The organism is Streptomyces sp. NPDC088812 (genome assembly GCF_044750285.1).
In the GTDB taxonomy this organism is placed as follows: domain Bacteria; phylum Actinomycetota; class Actinomycetes; order Streptomycetales; family Streptomycetaceae; genus Streptomyces.
Genome location: NZ_JBIVJP010000008.1, coordinates 135420 through 153614, shown reverse-complemented (window position 1 = coordinate 153614; position 18195 = coordinate 135420). Strand labels below are relative to the sequence as shown.

At 70.8% G+C, this 18195-nt stretch carries 12 protein-coding genes and 1 riboswitch; of the genes, 6 read left to right on the top strand and 6 right to left on the bottom strand.

The window, feature by feature from the left end; all coding sequences use genetic code 11:
• Positions 1 to 57: 57 nt before the first annotated feature.
• From ACIP67_RS16300 to ACIP67_RS16290, 3 genes are all read left to right on the top strand, one after another.
• A complete protein-coding gene (locus ACIP67_RS16300; RefSeq protein WP_401692327.1) occupies positions 58 to 606 on the top strand; it encodes an RNA 2'-phosphotransferase in 549 nt (182 codons plus the stop codon).
• A gap of 156 nt (positions 607 to 762) precedes the next feature.
• Positions 763 to 1665: an LLM class flavin-dependent oxidoreductase gene (locus ACIP67_RS16295; RefSeq protein ID WP_401692326.1), complete on the top strand. Its 903-nt coding sequence runs from the start codon at positions 763 to 765 to the stop codon at positions 1663 to 1665.
• A 395-nt stretch (positions 1666 to 2060) separates the two neighbouring features.
• Positions 2061 to 2960, top strand: a complete 900-nt coding sequence (locus ACIP67_RS16290) for an HAD hydrolase family protein (RefSeq protein WP_401692325.1) — start codon at positions 2061 to 2063, stop codon at positions 2958 to 2960.
• A gap of 21 nt (positions 2961 to 2981) precedes the next feature.
• On the opposite strand, the gene ACIP67_RS16285 is transcribed toward ACIP67_RS16290, so the two are convergent.
• The 5 genes from ACIP67_RS16285 to hisC form a co-directional block, all read right to left on the bottom strand.
• Entirely contained in the window at positions 2982 to 4046 is a 1065-nt protein-coding gene (locus ACIP67_RS16285; RefSeq protein ID WP_401692323.1) for a peptidoglycan DD-metalloendopeptidase family protein, read from the bottom strand.
• Positions 4047 to 4252: 206 nt separating this feature from the next.
• Complete coding sequence (gene cydD, locus ACIP67_RS16280; RefSeq protein WP_401692322.1) at positions 4253 to 7795, bottom strand: thiol reductant ABC exporter subunit CydD; 3543 nt, start codon at positions 7793 to 7795, stop codon at positions 4253 to 4255.
• A 59-nt stretch (positions 7796 to 7854) separates the two neighbouring features.
• A complete protein-coding gene (cydB, locus tag ACIP67_RS16275) occupies positions 7855 to 8859 on the bottom strand; it encodes a cytochrome d ubiquinol oxidase subunit II (protein WP_401692320.1) in 1005 nt (334 codons plus the stop codon).
• A 20-nt stretch (positions 8860 to 8879) separates the two neighbouring features.
• Entirely contained in the window at positions 8880 to 10385 is a 1506-nt protein-coding gene (locus ACIP67_RS16270; protein WP_401692318.1) for a cytochrome ubiquinol oxidase subunit I, read from the bottom strand.
• Between the two features lie 258 nt (positions 10386 to 10643).
• Positions 10644 to 11723, bottom strand: coding sequence for a histidinol-phosphate transaminase (gene hisC, locus ACIP67_RS16265; RefSeq protein ID WP_401692317.1), 1080 nt, complete (start codon positions 11721 to 11723; stop codon positions 10644 to 10646).
• A 434-nt stretch (positions 11724 to 12157) separates the two neighbouring features.
• Between hisC and ACIP67_RS16260 the strand changes: the two genes are divergently transcribed.
• The 3 genes from ACIP67_RS16260 to ACIP67_RS16250 all read left to right on the top strand — a co-directional run bounded on the left by ACIP67_RS16260 (position 12158) and on the right by ACIP67_RS16250 (position 15970).
• Complete coding sequence (locus ACIP67_RS16260; protein ID WP_401692315.1) at positions 12158 to 13270, top strand: LacI family DNA-binding transcriptional regulator; 1113 nt, start codon at positions 12158 to 12160, stop codon at positions 13268 to 13270.
• A gap of 538 nt (positions 13271 to 13808) precedes the next feature.
• Entirely contained in the window at positions 13809 to 14891 is a 1083-nt protein-coding gene (locus ACIP67_RS16255; RefSeq protein WP_401692314.1) for a metallophosphoesterase, read from the top strand.
• 194 nt (positions 14892 to 15085) lie between these two features.
• Positions 15086 to 15970, top strand: coding sequence for a hypothetical protein (locus ACIP67_RS16250; protein ID WP_401692312.1), 885 nt, complete (start codon positions 15086 to 15088; stop codon positions 15968 to 15970).
• Positions 15971 to 16183: 213 nt separating this feature from the next.
• On the opposite strand, the gene thiC is transcribed toward ACIP67_RS16250, so the two are convergent.
• The gene (gene thiC, locus ACIP67_RS16245; protein ID WP_401692310.1) at positions 16184 to 17980 is read right to left on the bottom strand and encodes a phosphomethylpyrimidine synthase ThiC; all 1797 of its coding nucleotides are present in this window, start codon (positions 17978 to 17980) and stop codon (positions 16184 to 16186) included.
• A riboswitch (TPP riboswitch) is annotated at positions 17973 to 18161 on the bottom strand. Its footprint overlaps the gene before it by 8 nt.
• Positions 18162 to 18195 lie beyond the last annotated feature (34 nt).

The following is an 18195-nucleotide window of genomic DNA, read 5'->3' as shown; positions in this document are numbered from 1 at the left end:
AAACCTCGGACGTAAAACAAAATGCGTGATTCACGTCTCGCCCGTCATGCTGGGCGGATGGACGAACGACGCGTGGTGAAGGTGTCGAAGTACCTCTCCAAACACCTGCGCCACCAGCCCGAGCGCATCGGCCTCCGGCTGGACGACGGCGGCTGGGTCGAGATCGAGACGCTGATCGCGGCCGCCGCGGCCCACGGCTTCCCCATCACCCGGGACGAACTGGACCACGTGGTCGCCGCCAACGACAAGAAGCGCTTCGCGGTCGAGGGCACCCGTATCCGGGCCAGCCAGGGCCACAGCATCGAGGTGGACCTCGGTCTGCCCCCGGCGACCCCGCCGCCGGATCTCTACCACGGGACCACGGACCGCTGTCTGGAGGCGATCCGGGCCGAGGGGCTGCGCCCCATGAACCGGCACGACGTGCACCTCTCACCCGACCGCGAGACGGCGACCAGGGTCGGTGCCCGGCGCGGCCGGCCGGTGGTGCTCTCCGTGGACGCCGGAGCCATGCACCACGACGGGTACGTCTTCCACGTCAGCGCCAACGGGGTGTGGCTGACGAAGGCCGTACCGCCGCGGTACCTGCGCTTTCCGGAGACGCACTGAGCGTGCGGCGTGCGGCGAGCGGCGTGCGGCGAGCGGCGAGCGGCGAGCGGCGAGCGGCGAGCCCGTCAGCCGCCGCCCCCCTCACGGCCACGCCACGGCCGGGAAGGGCGCTGATCGTTTCACGTGAAACGGGATCGGACACCTACGCTCGACGTCATGAGTCTGCGACTGAGTACCGTGATCCTCCCGCACCGCCGCTGGAACGAAGGCGGTGCCCGGTCCTGGACACGTGCCGAGCAGCTCGGCTTCCACGCCGGGTACACCTACGACCACCTGTCCTGGCGCACCTTTCGCGACGGCCCGTGGTTCGGTGCCGTCCCGACGCTTACCGCCGCCGCGTCGATCACCGACCGTCTGCGCCTCGGCACGCTGGTGACCTCGCCGAACTTCCGGCACCCGGTCACCCTCGCCAAGGAACTGATCTCCCTGGACGACATCTCCGGCGGTCGCGTCACCCTGGGCATCGGCGCGGGCGGCACCGGCTTCGACGCCACCGCCCTCGGCCAGGAGCCGTGGACCCCGCGCGAGCGCGCCGACCGCTTCGCCGAGTTCGTGCCCCTGCTCGAACGGCTGCTCACCGAGGACTCCGTGTCGTACGAGGGCGATTTCTACGCGGCTCACGAGGCACGCACCATCCCCGGCTGCGTCCAGCGGCCCCGGCTGCCCTTCGCGATCGCCGCGACCGGCCCGCGCGGGCTGAAGCTGGCGGCCCGGCACGGACAGGCCTGGGTGACCACCGGCGACCCCCGGCTGTACGAGACCGGCACCCCGGAGCAGTCGGTGCAGGCTCTCCGCGACCAGATCGAGAAGCTGACGGACGCCTGCGTGGCCCTGGGGCGGGATGTTCAGGAGCTCGACAAGATCCTGCTCACCGGGTTCACCCCGGACCGCAGCCGCCCACTGGACTCCCTGGACGCCTTCGTCGACTTCGCGGGCCGGCACCAGGAACTCGGCTTCACGGAGCTGGTGCTCCACTGGCCGATCCCTGACTCCGACTTCGCGGCGGACGAGAAGGTCTTCGAGCAGATCGCCATGGAGGCGCCGGGGCAACTGCGCTGACTTCGGCAGCGCACGGGGCGGGTGGATCGGCCAAGCCGGCAGCTGGGTCGGCCGAGCCGGCCGGGGTGGCTGGGGTGGCTGGGGTGGCTGGGGATGGCCGGTGTGGCTGAGATGGCCGGGTCCGCCGGGATGGCCGGGATGGCCGGGCAGGCGAGGCTGGCCTGGCAGGGGGCAGGGGGCAGGGTCGCCCTTGTGGCCTCGGTGACAGAGCGGCCGGTTCCGCCCCTCGCGGCCTCGGCAGCGTCCTGGTCGGCCCGCCGTTCCGGCCTCGGCAGCGTACCGGTCGGCCCGTCGTTCCGGCCTCGGCGGGCGGCCGCCCCTCAGGGCCCCGCGGCCCGTACCGGACGGCCGACGAGGCCTCATCCGTGCGGAGTGCCGCACGGGCGTGCGAGGGCATGCGGGACAATGGCCCGGTGACCTCAGCGACTCGACAGCCCGAGACCCCTGCCGCCACTCTCCCGCCCCGGCTGATCGCCACCGACCTCGACGGCACCTTGCTGCGGGACGACAAGTCGGTGTCACCACGGACCGTCGCGGCCCTGGCAGCGGCCGAGGAGGCGGGCATCGAGGTCTTCTTCGTCACCGGCCGCCCGGCCCGCTGGATGGACGTCGTCAGCGAGCACGTCCACGGGCACGGCCTCGCGATCTGCGGCAACGGCGCCGCCGTGGTCGACCTGCACGGCGGCCCCGGCGCCCACCGGTTCGTGAAGGTGCGGGAGCTGACCCGGGAGAACGCGCTGGACGCCGTACGGCTGCTGCGTGAGGCGGCACCCGGGACGATGTACGCCGTCGAGCAGACCTACGGCTTCTACCAGGAGCCGGAGTACCCGAAGATGCACCTTGAGGTACCGGACGCCCTCGCGCCGGCCGAACGGCTGCTGGGACCGGACGCACCCGGCGCCGGCGAGCCGGTGCTGAAGATCCTCGCCTTCCACCCCACGCTCGATCCCGACGCCTTCCTCACCCTCGCGCGCCTCGCCGTGGGCGACCGCGCCAACGTCACCCGCTCCAGCCCCAGCGCCCTCCTGGAGATCAGCGGACCCGAGGTCTCCAAGGCGAGCACGCTCGCCCTGTGCTGCGCCGAGCGCGGTATCTCCCACGAGGAGGTCGTCGCCTTCGGGGACATGCCGAACGACGTCGAGATGCTCACCTGGGCGGGCCGGTCGTACGCCATGGGCAACGCCCATCCGGACGTCGTCGCGGCGGCCTCCGGTCAGACGGTCGCCAACAACGACGACGGGGTCGCCGTCGTCATCGAGCAGCTGGTCGCGGAACGGGCCCGGCCCTCCCGCTGAGACGCACGCCCGGCAAGCGCCCTACTCGACGGGCGCCCCGCGTACCGACAGCCAGGGCACCGGGTCCAGCGCCGACCCCGCCTGCGGGGTGACCCGCACCTCGAAGTGCAGGTGCGGACCCGTGGAGTTGCCGCTCGTGCCGGACTGGCCGACCCACTGTCCGGGAACCACCTGCTCGCCCTGGTCGACGGTGACCGCCGCGAGGTGGGCGTACTGCGTGTAGTAGCCGTCGGCGTGCTGGAGCACCACCTCGATGCCGAACGGGCCCCCGCACGACACCCGCACCACAAGGCCCACGCCGACCGCCCGCACGGGCGTCCCGATCGGCACCGCGAAGTCCTGCCCGGTGTGGAGGTCGGCCCAGTGGTCCCCTCCGCTGCCGAAGCTCGCGGAGAGGGTGTACGCCTCGACGGGCGTCACCCACTCCTGGGTGCGGCGCGGCGACGGCTGGTCGAGGCGTACGGCACCGCGGCACGAGCCGGCCGCCACCGAGGCGTCCGCCCGCCCCTGCAACTGCCACCGCGCCTGTTCCAGCTTCTGCTCGATGCCCTGCTTCAGCACGGCCAGTTCCGTGTTGCGCCGGTCCAGCACCTGCCAGGCCGCGGCGGCCTTCGCCTCGTCGACGGCCAGCCGTGCCTCCGCCCGCCGGTTTCTGCCGATCACGTTGTCGACGGCCTCGGCCGTCCGGGAGAAGACACGCTGACCACGCATCCACGCGTCGGGGTCACGGGCCAGGACGATGTGCGCGGCGGCCGACAGCCCCCCGCTGCTGCGGTACTGGGCGCGCGCGATACGCCCCAGGTCCTCGCGCAGAGCGGCGATCTTCTGCCGCTCGCGGTCGAGGAGTTCCTCCAGACGCTGGGCCCGGGCCCGCTGAGCCTCCGCCTGGAGCCGTGCCGCCTCGTACCTCTGTGTGGCCACGGCCGCGTCCCGGTACAGCCGCACGACCTGCGCGCTGACGCCGGAATCCGAGTCGGATTCCTCCTGGCCGGGTGCGCCGTCGGCGGCGGTGGGCCGTGCCGCGAGCACCACGGCCGCGCAGAGCAGGGCCGAGACGAGCAGAGGGCGACAACGAGATGAGCGCATGTCAGCGATCGTTTCGTGCCGTCCCGGCGCCGGTCCTGTTCAAGTCGTACGCCTGGGGGACCGCCCGCCCCGAATGGCTCAGCTCTGTGGCCCGCCCGGCTCCCCCCGCGCACCGGGCGCCCGGAGAACCGTGGAAACAGCCTGGGTCGCGTGGCCTGTTCGAGTCACGAAGGGGACCGGGATCAGCGCCACCCGCTCGGGCCGGCTCAGTGCGAGCGTGCCCCCGCCCATTCCTCCGCCGCCGCCTCACGCTCGGCCATCCTGCGCAACGGCCCCTCCTCGGCCACCAGTTCGGCGTACCCGCCGCGCTGCACGATCCGGCCCGCGTCCAGCACGACCACCTCGTCCACCGCCTCCAGACCAGCCAGCCGATGCGTGATGAGGAGCGTCGTACGGCCCTCGGTGGCCGCCAGCAGATCCGCGGTGAGCGCGTCCGCGGTCGCCAGATCAAGGTGTTCGGCAGGCTCGTCCAGCACCAGGACGGGGAAGTCTGCGAGAAGCGCGCGGGCCAGCGCGAGCCGCTGCCGCTGCCCGCCGGACAGCCGGGCGCCGTGCTCGCCCACGAACGTGTCGAGCCCGTCGGGCAGGCCGTCGGTCCACTCCAGCAGCCGCGCCCGCGCCAGCGCGTCCCTCAGGTCGTCCTCGGTGGCGTCCTTCCTCGCCAGCAGCAGGTTCTCGCGGACAGAGCTGTCGAAGAGGTGCGCGTCCTGCGCGCACAGCCCGACCAACCGCCGGACGTCGTCGCCGTTCAGGGCGTACGCGTCGACCCCGCCGAGCGTGTACGACCCCACCTCCCCGTCCAGGAACCGCAGCAGCACCTGCGCGAGGGTCGTCTTGCCGGAGCCGGAGGCCCCCACGACGGCGATCCGGCGTCCCCGCTCCAGGGTGAGGCCGACACCGGCGAGCGCGTCCCGGTCCTGCCCGGCGTGCCGGGCGACGAGATCCTTGACGACGAGCGGGAACGGCGACACAGGTGACTTCCGGGGCCGTTCCGGCTCACGCCCCGGCTCGGGCGCGTCCAGGACCTCGACCACCCGCTCCGCGCTGCGGCACACCCGCTGGCGGAACTGCACGGCCGACGGCAGCCCGAGCACCGCCTCGAAGGCGGCCAGCGGCGTGAGGACGACGACGGCCGTCGTGACGCCACTCAGTCGCCCGTCGGCGACGGCCTGGGCGCCGACGAGGGCGGAGGCCGCGACGGTCAGCCCGGAGACCAGCGCGGTCAGCCCGTCGCCGAGCGCGGTGGCGGTGGCGGCGCGCGAGGCGATCCGGGTGAGCACGGAGTCGGCCGCCCGTACCTCGGCGGCGCGGGCGGGCAGGGCACCGGCGACGGTCAGCTCGGCGGTCCCGGTGAGCAGGTCCGCCGTACGGGTGGCGAGCGCGCCCCGGGCAGGGGCGAGCCGGCGCTCCGCCCGGCGTGCCACGGCGCCGGTGATCAGCGGCACGCCCACCCCGGCCGCCAGCAGACCCGCCGCGAGCACCGCCCCCGCTTCGGGCAGCAACCACGCGGTGAACGCGACGGATCCGGCCGAGACGACGACGGCCGCGCCGGCCGGCAGCAGCCACCGCAGCCAGTAGTCCTGGAGGGCGTCCACATCGGCGACGAGCCGCGTCAGCAGATCGCCCCGGCGGGCGGTGCGCAGTCCGGCGGGCGCCAGCCGTTCCAACCGCCGGTAGACGGCGACACGGGTCTCGGCCAGCATGCGCAGCACGGCATCGTGCGACACGAGCCGCTCGGCGTAGCGGAACACGGCCCGGCCGATCCCGAAGGCCCTGGTCGCCGTCACGGCCACCATCAGGTACAGCACCGGCGGCTGCTGCGCGGCCCGCGAGATGAGCCACCCGGAGGTGGCCATGAGCCCGACGGCACTGCCCAGGGCCAGACTGCCGAGCAGCAGGGCGAGGATGAGCCGGCCGCGCCGCGCCCCGGCCATGGCGCGGACCCGGCCGAGGGCACCGCCGGCGGCCTGCGGCTGCGTGCGGGGACCGGACCAGGTGGGGGTGTGCGCTTCCGGCGAAGGTGCCGGGACGCTCTCGGACGCCTCCTCGACACGTCCACGCACCTCGGTCCGCCCCGTCACCGCCACCCGTTCCGCCGCTGTCGGCCGCGGCGTCCGGTCCGCCACCGCGAGCCGCACCACCCGGTCCGCCACCGCCAGCAGCGCCGGCCGGTGCACCACCAGGAGCACCGTCCGCCCGGCCGCAAGCCGTCGCACCGCCGCCACGACCTCCGCCTCGGTCGCCCCGTCCAGGGCCGCCGTGGGCTCGTCCAGCAGCAGCACCGGCCGGTCCGCGAGGAACGCCCGGGCCAGCGCCAGCCGCTGCCGCTGCCCGGCGGACAGCCCGGCACCGTCCTCGCCGAGCACCGTCCGGTCCCCCGCGGGCAGCGCGTCGACGAACTCCAGCGCGCCCGCGTCCTCCAACGCCCGCCGGACGGCGGCGTCATCGGCGTCCGGACGCGCCAGCCGGACGTTCTCGGCGATCGTCCCGGCGTAGAGGTGCGGACGCTGCGGCACCCAGGCGATCCGGGACCGCCACTGCTCCAGGTCCAGGTCGGCCAGATCGGCTCCCCCGACCCGGATCCGTCCCTCGGCGGGCCGTACGAAGCCCAGAAGCGCGTTCAGCAGGGTCGACTTGCCCACTCCGCTCGGGCCCACCAGCGCGACCGTCTCCCCCGGGCGGGCGGTGAAGGTCACCTCGGTGACGGCGTCGGCGGACCGTCCGGGATAGCGGACGGTGACCCCCTCGAAGGAGACCTCACCCTCCGGCACCGGTCCCGTGCCCGAAGCAGGTACCGGTGTCTCCAGCACGGCGAAGATCTCCTCGGCCGCCGCGAGTCCTTCGGCGGCCGCGTGGTACTGGGCCCCGACCTGCCGCAGCGGCAGATACGCCTCCGGGGCGAGCACGAGAATGACCAGACCGATGTGCAGGTCCATCTCGCCGTGGACGAGTCGCATGCCGATCGTCACGGCGACCAGGGCGACGGAGAGTGTGGAGAGCAGTTCCAGAGCGAACGACGAGAGGAAGGCGATCCGCAGGGTCCGTAGGGTCGCCTGCCGGTACTCGCCGGTGATACGGCGGATTGACTCCGCCTGCGCCTTGGCCCGGCCGAACACCTTCAGGGTGGGCAGCCCGGCCACGACGTCCAGGAAGTGACCCGACAGCCGGGACAGCAGCTGCCACTGACGGTCCATCCGCGCCTGCGTGGCCCAGCCGATCAGCGCCATGAACAGCGGGATCAACGGCAGGGTGCCGACGATGACGGCGGCGGAGACCCAGTCCTCGGTCACGATCCGCGCCAGCACGGCCACCGGCACCACCACCGCGAGGCCCAGCTGCGGCAGGTACCGCGAGAAGTAGCCGTCGAGGGCGTCCACACCCCGTGTGGCGAGGGTGACCAGCGAACCCGTGCGCTGCCCGCTCAGCCACCCCGGCCCCAGCTCCACGGCACGCTCGAGCAGCTTCCCCCGCAGCTCCGACTTCACGGCGGCACTCGCGCGGTGCGCGGCACGTTCGGTGAGCCAGGAGACCAGAGCGCGGCCGATCGCGACGGCCACCAACAGCAGCAGCGGCGTGCCGAGGTCATCGACGGACAGCCCCCGCTGGAACGCGCCGACGACCACCTCGGCGATGAGCATCGCCTGAGCGATGACCAACACCGCTCCGCCGGCACCCAGACCGACGACCGCCAGCAGAAAGAGACGGGTGGCCCGTGCGTAGCGGAGCAGACGGGGGTCGATCGGTTTCACGTGAAACACACCCTCTTCTCAAGGGGCTCGTTTCACGTGAAACGTGCCCCGAATCGAACTCAGTGCGCAGCCTCGGCGAGGTGCTGGGTTCCGATCCGCTTGCGGAACACCCAGTAGGTCCACCCTTGGTAGAGCATCACGACAGGCGTGGCGACAGCCGCGCACCAGGTCATGATCTTCAGGGTGTACGGGCTCGACGAGGCGTTGGTCACCGTGAGGCTCCAGTCCTCGTTCAGCGTCGACGGCATGACGTTCGGGAAGAGCGTCAGGAACAGCATCGTCACGGCGGCCACGATGGTGACGCCGGACAGCGCGAACGACCAACCTTCGCGTCCGGCCTGGTTCATCACGAGCGCCGCGACCAACGCGGCGACCGCCACGACCAGGGCGACCAGACTCTTGCCGTCACCGTGATCGGCCTGCGTCCAGAGCAGGAAGACCAGCGCGAGGACGGCGGTCGTCAGGCCGACCTTGAACGCCAGCTTCCGGGCCCGCTCCCGGATGTCACCGACGGTCTTGAGGGCCGTGAAGACCGCCCCGTGGAAGGTGAACAGGGTCAGGGTGACCAGACCGCCGAGCAGCGCGTACGGGTTGAGCAGGTCCCCCAGGCCACCGACGTACTCGAAGTTCCGGTCGATCTTCACGCCCCGCACGATGTTGCCGAAGGCCACACCCCACAGGAACGCGGGCAGGAGCGACGTCCAGAAGATCGCGTGCTCCCAGTTGCGCTGCCACCTCTCCTCCGGCCGCTTCACCCGGTACTCGAAGGCGACGCCCCGCACGATCAGGCAGACGAGGACGAGCAGCAGCGGCAGGTAGAAACCGGAGAAGAGCGTGGCGTACCACTCCGGAAAGGCGGCGAAGGTCGCGCCGCCCGCCGAGAGCAGCCACACCTCGTTGCCGTCCCACACCGGGCCGATGGTGTTGATCAGCACCCGCCGCTCGGGCCGGTTGCGGGCGAGCAGCTTGGTGAGGACACCGACCCCGAAGTCGAAGCCCTCCAGGAAGAAGTAGCCGATCCACAGGACGGCGATGAGGACGAACCAGACGTCGTGCAGTTCCATGACTGTGCAGCTCCCTCGGCCTAGTACGAGAAGGCCATCGGCTTGTCGGCGTCACGGGCCTCGCCGCCGATCTTCGTGGGCGGGTTGAGGTCGGCCTCGGTGAGCTCGGGCGGGCCGGCCTTGACGTACTTCACGAGCAGCCTGACCTCGATGACGGCGAGGACTGCGTACAGCACGGTGAAGGCGATCATCGAGGTGAGAATCTCGGCTTGAGAGACACCGGGGGAGACCGCGTCACGGGTCTGCATCACGCCGTAGACCACCCAGGGCTGGCGGCCCATCTCGGTGAAGATCCAGCCCCAGGAGTTGGCGATCAGGGGGAAGGCCATCGTCCAGAGCGCCAGGAGCCAGTACAGCCGGGTGAGCCTCGTCCCGAGCGGCTTCTTCAGCAGCACCAGATGCGGCACTTCGTCGTCCGCGGTCCGCAGGACGGCCGGCAGCATGAACTTCTTGCGGGTGAGCCACAGGCCCAGCAGTCCGAGGGAGAAGGACGCCATGCCGAAGCCGATCATCCAGCGGAAGCCCCAGTAGGCGACGGGGACGATGGGCTTGTAGTCACCGGGGCCGAACTTTTCCTGCAAGGCCTGGTTGGTGTCGTTGATGCCGGGCACGTACGACTCGAAGTCGCTGTGCGCCAGGAAGGACAGCAGGCCGGGTATCTCCAGGGCGACCTTGTTGTGCCCCTTGTCCACGTCCCCGTACGCGAAGACGGAGAACGGCGCCGGCTGCTCGCCGTCCCAGAGCGCCTCGGCCGCGGCCATCTTCATCGGCTGCTGCTCGTACATGACCTTGCCGAGGGTGTCGCCGCTGACCGCGGTGAGCATCCCGCCGACCGCCAGGGTGACCAGACCCAGCCGGAGCGACGTCCGCATCTCGGGGATGTGCTTCTTGCGCATCAGGTGGTAGGCGGCGATGCCCACCATGAAGGCGCCGCCTGTCAGGAAGGCCGCCGAGAAGCTGTGGAAGACCTGGTTGAGCGCGGTGTTCTGGGTGAGGACCCGCCAGAAGTCGGTGAGCTCGGCGCGGCCCTTCGCCTCGTTGATCCGGTAGCCCACGGGGTGCTGCATCCACGAGTTGGCCGCGAGGATGAAGTACGCCGACAACAGTGTGCCGATCGAGACCATCCAGATGCACGCCAGGTGGATCTTCTTGGGCAGCTTGTCCCAGCCGAAGATCCACAGGCCGATGAAGGTGGACTCGAAGAAGAAGGCGATCAGGGCCTCGAAGGCCAGCGGAGCGCCGAAGACGTCACCGACGAAGCGCGAGTAGTCCGACCAGTTCATGCCGAACTGGAACTCCTGCACGATGCCGGTGACCACACCCATCGCGATGTTGATCAGGAACAGCTTGCCCCAGAACTTCGTCGCCCTGAGGTACTTCTCCTTCTCCGTGCGCACCCACGCCGTCTGCAGGCCGGCCGTCAGAGCGGCCAGCGAGATCGTCAGGGGGACGAACAGGAAGTGGTAGACGGTCGTGATGCCGAACTGCCAGCGCGCCAGAGTCTCCGGCGCCAAAGCCAGGTCCACGTCGCCGCTCCTTACTGCGCTTGTGAAAGCGTTCACATTCACAAGCAATTATGACGCATGGCCGTTCGAGGCCCGGCGGGCGGGGGTCCCTTAAGCGTGGAGCCTCCCCTGACCTGCAAATACAAGGCGGAAGGGGGCGGTGGACAGGCATACAGAAGGGCGCGTCGGTTCCACGTGAAACCGAGGCGCCCACGACCGCGACCCGCACGCTGATGTGGTCCCCCGTCCAGAGGGGCCGCCACCCGGGCGGAGGCCGCCCTACAGCTCCCTGCGGAACCCTTCCGTCACCTTCAGGAGGATGTCGTTGGCCTCCGTCTCCCCGACGGTCACCCGCACGCCCTCGCCGGGGAACGCCCGGACCACGACACCGGCCTGCTCACACGCCGCCGCGAAGGCGACCGTCTGCTCACCGAGCCGCAGCCACACGAAGTTCGCCTGCGTCTCCGGCACCGTCCAGCCCTGCTCCCGGAGCCCCTGGACCACCCGCTGGCGCTCACAGACCAGGCAGCCGACCCGGCCGAACAGCTCGTCCTCGGCCCGCAGTGAGGCGATCGCCGCTTCCTGTGCGAGCTGGCTCACACCGAACGGCACCGCCGTCTTGCGCAGCGCCGCCGCCACCGGCTCGTGGGCGATCGCGAAACCGACGCGCAGCCCGGCGAGGCCGTAGGCCTTGGAGAAGGTGCGCAGCACGCAGACGTTCGGACGCTGCCGGTACAGCTCCACACCGTCCGGCACCTCGGGATCGCGGATGAACTCACGGTAGGCCTCGTCCAGCACCACCAGCACATCACCGGGCACCCGGTCGAGGAACCGCTCCAGCTCCGCCCGCTTCACGACGGTGCCCGTCGGGTTGTTGGGATTGCAGACGAAGATCAGCCGGGTCCGCTCGGTGATCGCGTCCGCCATCGCGTCCAGGTCGTGCACATCCCCCGGCGTCAGCGGTACCTGCACCGAGGCCGCACCGCTGATCTGGGCGATGATCGGGTACGCCTCGAACGATCGCCAGGCGTACATGATCTCGTCACCCGGACCCGCGGTCGCCTGCACCAGCTGCTGGGCGACCCCGACCGAACCGGTGCCGGTCGACAGGTGGGAGACGGGCACGCCGAAACGCTCGGCCAGCTCGTTCACCAGGCCGGTGCAGGCCATGTCCGGATAGCGGTTGAAGGACGCGGCGGCTGCCGTGACCGTCTCCATCACTCCGGGCAGCGGCGGATAGGGGTTCTCGTTGGAGGACAGCTTGTAGGCCACGGGACCGCCCGCCGCAGCCGGCTTGCCCGGCTTGTAGGTGGGGATCCCCTCCAGCTCGGCGCGCAGCTTGGGGCTTGTCTCGCTCACCGCAGTCCTCCTCGTGACCACCACCGCGTTCAATACTGCTCACCTTAAGAGGATTCGGCGCGGGTGCGAACAGCTGTGGCCGAGCACTCCGGCACGGCATCCCGCCCGCCGCCTCCGGTCCTGGCCCCGTCCCGCCGCATCAGTGGCATCACCGCACCAAGGCGTACGAAACGGGGGCGCGCCCTACATATATCTACGCGCCGGTAGCTCGCTCCGTGGCGCGCGTCCCTCGTGCAGGTGAGTTGAGACCTCTTCGAGACATCGGTGCGTTGGCAGGCTCATCCCTGCCGACACCCCACGTCCTGGCATATGACCCTTGAAATGGCTTGCTTTCCAAGGCGTTTGACCACTAACGGCCATGCAGAAACGTGCCTGTCAACGCGTGCATATGCGTCCGCCCTACCCCACCTGATGAGCCCTACTATCGGCTCGCCATGACAGCAGCAGGGAAGCACCAGGTGAGCCGCGCGGAAACTTCACGCCGAGGCGGTCGGCCGGGCCGAACGGGCATCAGGGACGTGGCCGCCGCCGCCGGAGTCTCCATCACAACCGTCTCCGATGCCCTCAACGGCAAGGGCAGGCTCCCCGACGCCACCCGACGCCATGTCCGTGAGGTCGCCGACCGACTGGGCTACCGGCCCTCGGCCGCGGCCCGAACCCTCCGTACCGGCAAGTCCGGCCTCATCGGCCTGACCGTGACCACGTACGGGGATGAACCTTTCACCTTCACCGAGTTCGCGTACTTCGCCGAGATGGCGCGTGCCGCGACCTCCGCGGCCCTGGCCCGCGGCTACGCGCTCGTCATCCTGCCCGCGACCTCCCGCCACGACGTGTGGTCGAACGTCGCCCTGGACGGCACGGTCGTCATCGACCCGTCCGACCAGGACCCCGTGGTCAGCGAGCTGGTCCGGCAGGGTTTACCCGTCGTCTCCGACGGCCGGCCGGCCGGCGCTCTCCCGGTCACCGCCTGGGTCGACAACGACCACGAGGCCGCCGTCCTCGACATCCTCGACCACCTCGCCGACGCCGGCGCCCGCCGCATCGGCCTGCTCACCGGCACCACCACCGACACGTACACCCACCTGTCGACCAGCGCCTACCTGCACTGGTGCGAACGGGTCGGCCAGGACCCCGTCTACGAGGCCTACCCCGCCCACGACCCGTGCGCGGGCGCCGTCGCCGCCGACCGGCTGCTGGCCCGCCCCGACCGCCCCGACGCCGTCTACGGCCTGTTCGACCCCAACGGCACCGACCTGCTCGCCGCCGCCCGCCGCTACGGGCTGCGCGTCCCGGAGGACCTGCTGCTGGTGTGCTGCAGCGAGTCCACCGTGTACGCCAGCACCGAACCCCCCATCACCACACTCTCCCTGAAACCGCGCCGCATCGGCACGGCCGTGGTCCAGCTCCTCATCGACGCCATCGAGGGCGTCCAAGCGGACCAGCCCGTCGAGCAGGTGATACCGACCGAACTGATCGTGCGTACCTCGTCCCAGCGACGCACACAGCGGACGACGGTCAGTCCACCGCGGGCGCCCGAGGAGACGTAAGGACGGCGGGCACGTCCCCCGCGGGGGCGCCCCGGGGCCGACCGGGGTACGGGACGCGCGTCAAAACCTTGTGAAACCGGCGCCCGGACCGGGCCGCGTGAGACCGGCGTACGGGCCGGAAACGCGTACGGCGGGCCACCACCGCGGGCGCCGGACAGCCCGCGACCATCGGCGACAGGAGGCTCGCGAGGCCGCGTCAGCGGCCCCGGACACCGGCGACGGGAGCCAGGACACGAGCGACGACCGGGCGCGGATTCGGCCTCGGGGAGCCTTCGTACGTACCCTGGACTCCGATCGTGACGTCAGAGGTGCGTGGGGCGAGGGTGTGGGCACGGTGTGCGCCGGGTGCGCACGGGCTGCCGAAGCCCGCCCCAATCGGGGCGAAAGCCACGGTGAACCGGAGCCTTGCTCCGATTCACCACCCCTGGGTCATCACACGGCACGATCCGCATTCCTATGATGGGCCCACGGCACCGCGGGCCGTTGGGACCAGGCAGTCCGAGGCGGTGCAGATGCGGCGCGATGGTGGAGGGGTCTGATGACTCAGGGGGCCGGTCAGGGACCCGAGGTGGAGCGGACGGCGACGTTGCGCGACTTCCGAGTGCCCGCGTACGTCCACGAGACCGGTCCGTACGCCCACAGCACCCATCCCGGGAACGCCGCGCCGCCCCTCGAGGAACCGCTGGAGCACCCCGAGGGCTACACCCCCACCCAGCGCGACCTGCCCGTCATCAACCGGGGCGACACCGTCCAGGTGACCGTGGACCCAGCGGCCGTCCAGGCTCCGCTGCCCGCGAACGGCCCCGGTGCGCTGTTCGTCGTCGGTGACGTGCACGGCTACATCGACGAGCTGGTCGCCGCCCTGCAGGAGAAGGGCCTGATCGACGCGGCCGGCCGCTGGTGCGCCGGCACCGCCCGGCTGTGGTTCCTCGGCGACTTCACCGACCGCGGTCCGGACGGCATCGGCGTCATCGACCTCGTGATGCGGCTGTCCGCCGAGGCCGCCGCGGCCGGCGGCTACTGCAAGGCCCTCATGGGCAACCACGAGCTCCTCCTCCTCGGCGCCAAGCGCTTCGGCGACACCCCGGTCAACTCCGGTGCGGGCACCGCCACCTTCCAGGCGGCCTGGCTGCTCAACGGCGGCCAGAAGTCCGACATGGACCGCCTCCAGGACCACCATCTGCAGTGGATGGCCCGCCTCGACGCCGTCGAGGAGGTCGACGGCCACCTGCTCGTCCACTCCGACACCACCGCCTATCTCGACTACGGCGACTCGATCGAGGCGGTCAACGACACCGTCCGCGAGACGCTCACCCGCAACGACGCGGACGAAGTGTGGGATCTGTTCCGCAAGTTCACCAAGCGCTTCTCCTTCCGCGACGAGGGCGGCGCCGACGCCGTCCGCTCCCTGCTGGATACGTACGGCGGCACCCGTATCGTTCACGGCCACTCCCCGATTCCGTACCTGACGGGCGAGGTCGGTTCCGAGGACGATGACGATGCGTCCGGCCCGGTGGTCGAAGGACCGCACGTCTACGCGGACGGACTGGCCATCGCGATGGACGGCGGCGTGACGATGGCCGGAAAGCTGCTGGTCCAGCAACTGCCGCTCCCCGACTGACCGTTCACGCGCCCGCCGACCCCCCGCGTCGGACGCGCCCGGCGACCCCGCAGGCCAGGGGCCAATTTCCGCGAACCCCCTGTTACCCCGGGCCGTCGCCGCTCTACCATCGGCTTATCCGTAGCAGGCTCCCCTCCGTTTCTGCCCGACGGCTCGTTGGCATGCGAGCCCCAAGCCCTACGGAGCATCGGGGGATGCACATGAACAGCGTTCCGCAGCACCTGCACAGCGAGGACCGCCAGGAGTACGAGCGGGTCCTCGACGAGGCGCTGCGCTCCGCACCACACCACCCGGAACTGACCGCTGTCGGACAGCGGCTCAACGCCGAACAACTGCGCACCATGGCGCTCAACGCCACCGCTCTCATCACGGCGGCCGCTGCGACCGAGTACCAGCACTACGTGAAGGTCCGCGAGGAACTGCGGCGTCCGACGCCGTCCACCTCGTCCTCGCCCACCCCGGAGTCCGGCCACGGCGAGCCGGACGTGGGCGGGATGGGACTCGCCGCCACCATGAGCGACGCGGCCCAGGCCGCCGAGGCCGCCGGGGCGGGCGCCGTCGCCATCGCCGCCGTCCTCACCCCCGTCCTCGCCGGCACCGCCGCGGTGATCTTCCTGCTCGTCGGCTACGTCCTCAAGATGCTCGACCCCGGGCAGTCGTTCGCCCATGCCATGCTCACCACCGGTTGGGCGTTCGGAGCCATCGCCGCGGCAGCGATCCTCGTCGCCACCGTGGGACTCCTCCTCACGGCCCTGCGCAACCGGCCGACCCTGGAGGCCGGTCCGTACGCCGAACTGAGCGAGGAGGTGACCCGCGCCAGGGAAGCCTGGCGAGAAGCCCTGCTGGAACGGGGCATACTGCCGTTCCTGCGCGAGGCCCTCGTCAACCCGGGCACGGCCGCCGCACTGCACAGCGACCCGGCCCCACCGGCGCCCCCCGGCCGTCTGCCGAAGATCGGCTACGACCGTCCGGGCTTCAGCAGCCCGGACGACGGGCGCTCGACCGGCTCCCGGCCGAGCTACACCAGCCCGGACTACACCAGCCCGGACTTCGGAGGGCCCGAACACCAGCCGGAATAGGCCCACGGCTTGCGCCCCCGCCGAAGGGGACGCAAGCCGTACTCCCGGCTGGGTACGGGCCGGCTCAAGCCCGGCTCGCGCCCTCACCTCGACGAGAGTCTCGCGCCACCGGCGCACTACGGCCTCACGCCGGCGCAGGCCGAGCCGCGAGCCAAGCCGTGGGCCTGTCCATGGGGCAGCCTCGCGCCGCCCCGGGCCGCTGAACCTTCGGTGTCAGTCCGCGAGCGGCAGATAGACGCGGTTGCCCGCCGCCGCGAACTCCTGCGACTTCTGTGCCATCCCTTCCTCGATCTCCGCACGCGATCCCCCGTGTTCACGGCGAATGTCCTGGGAGATCTTCATCGAGCAGAACTTCGGCCCGCACATCGAGCAGAAGTGAGCGGTCTTGGCCGGCTCGGCCGGCAGTGTCTCGTCGTGGAACTCGCGGGCCGTGTCCGGGTCGAGGGCCAGATTGAACTGGTCCTCCCAGCGGAACTCGAAGCGGGCGTCGGACAGCGCGTCGTCCCACTCCTGCGCACCGGGGTGTCCCTTGGCGAGGTCGGCCGCATGGGCTGCGATCTTGTACGTGATGACGCCGGTCTTGACGTCGTCACGGTTGGGCAGGCCCAGATGCTCCTTCGGCGTGACGTAACAGAGCATGGCCGTGCCCCACCAGGCGATCATCGCGGCACCGATACCGGAAGTGATGTGGTCGTACGCCGGCGCGACGTCCGTCGTCAGCGGGCCGAGCGTATAGAACGGAGCTTCATCACAGATCTCCTGCTGAAGGTCGATGTTCTCCTTGATCTTGTGCATCGGGACATGTCCCGGGCCCTCGATCATCGTCTGAACGTGGAAACGCTTCGCGATCCGGTTGAGTTCCCCCAGAGTGCGCAGCTCCGCGAACTGCGCCTCGTCATTGGCGTCGGCGATCGAACCGGGCCTGAGACCGTCTCCGAGCGAGTACGTGACGTCGTAGGCGGCGAGGATCTCGCAGAGCTCCTCGAAGTGCTCGTAGAGGAACGATTCCTTGTGGTGGGCCAGGCACCACGCCGCCATGATCGAGCCGCCACGCGAGACGATGCCGGTCTTGCGGTTCGCGGTCAGCGGGACGTACGGCAGGCGGACGCCCGCGTGGACGGTCATGTAGTCCACGCCCTGCTCGGCCTGCTCGACGACGGTGTCCTTGTAGATCTCCCAGGTCAGTTCCTCGGCCTTGCCGTCGACTTTCTCCAGTGCCTGGTACAGCGGCACCGTGCCGATGGGAACAGGGGAGTTGCGCAGCACCCACTCACGGGTGGTGTGGATGTTGCGACCGGTGGACAGGTCCATGACCGTGTCCGCACCCCAGCGGGTCGCCCAGGTCATCTTCTCGACCTCCTCCTCGATGGAGGAGGTCACCGCCGAGTTGCCGATGTTGGCGTTGACCTTCACCAGGAACCGCTTGCCGATGATCATCGGCTCGATCTCCGGGTGGTTGACGTTCGCGGGCAGGACCGCACGGCCCGCCGCGATCTCCTCGCGAACCACCTCGGGCGCCACGTTCTCCCTGAGGGCCACGTACTCCATCTCGGGTGTGATCTCGCCGCGGCGCGCATACGCGAGCTGGGTGACCGCCTTGCCGTCCCGGCTACGGCGCGGCAGTCGGGGTCGTCCGGGGAAGACCGCGTCCAGGTTCCGCAGGCCGCCGCGCGGCGAGGTGTGCTTGATGCCGTCGTCCTCGGGACGGACGGGGCGGCCCGCGTACTCCTCGGTGTCCCCGCGGGCGATGATCCAGTTCTCCCGCAGCGGCGGCAGGCCCCTGCGGACGTCGGTCTCGACGAGCGGATCGGTGTACGGGCCGGACGTGTCGTACAGCGTGACCGACTGCCCGTTGGTGAGATGCACCTGACGAACTGGCACCCGCAGGTCGGGGCGCGCGCCCTCGACATACGCCTTGTGCCAGCCGATGGACTTCCCGGCCTCCCCGTTGGCGGAGATCTCGGCAGAGATCTGCGTGGAGACAGGCGTGCGTGCGTCCTTGATGGTCATGAGACCTACTCCCTACGCCGGCATTACCCGGTAACAGGTTCAGCGGTCGACGCAGCGGCTACCGTCTGCCGACGTTCCATGTGAAACATCACTCGGTTCGGTGACGTTCCACGTGAAACATCGCGAAGACGGAGGTCAGCGCCCTCTCAGCCCGGTGCTCCGAGCTCCCGCGTGTGCAAAGGTTGCCCCCACGCTAGCGGCAATTCGGGCGCGGT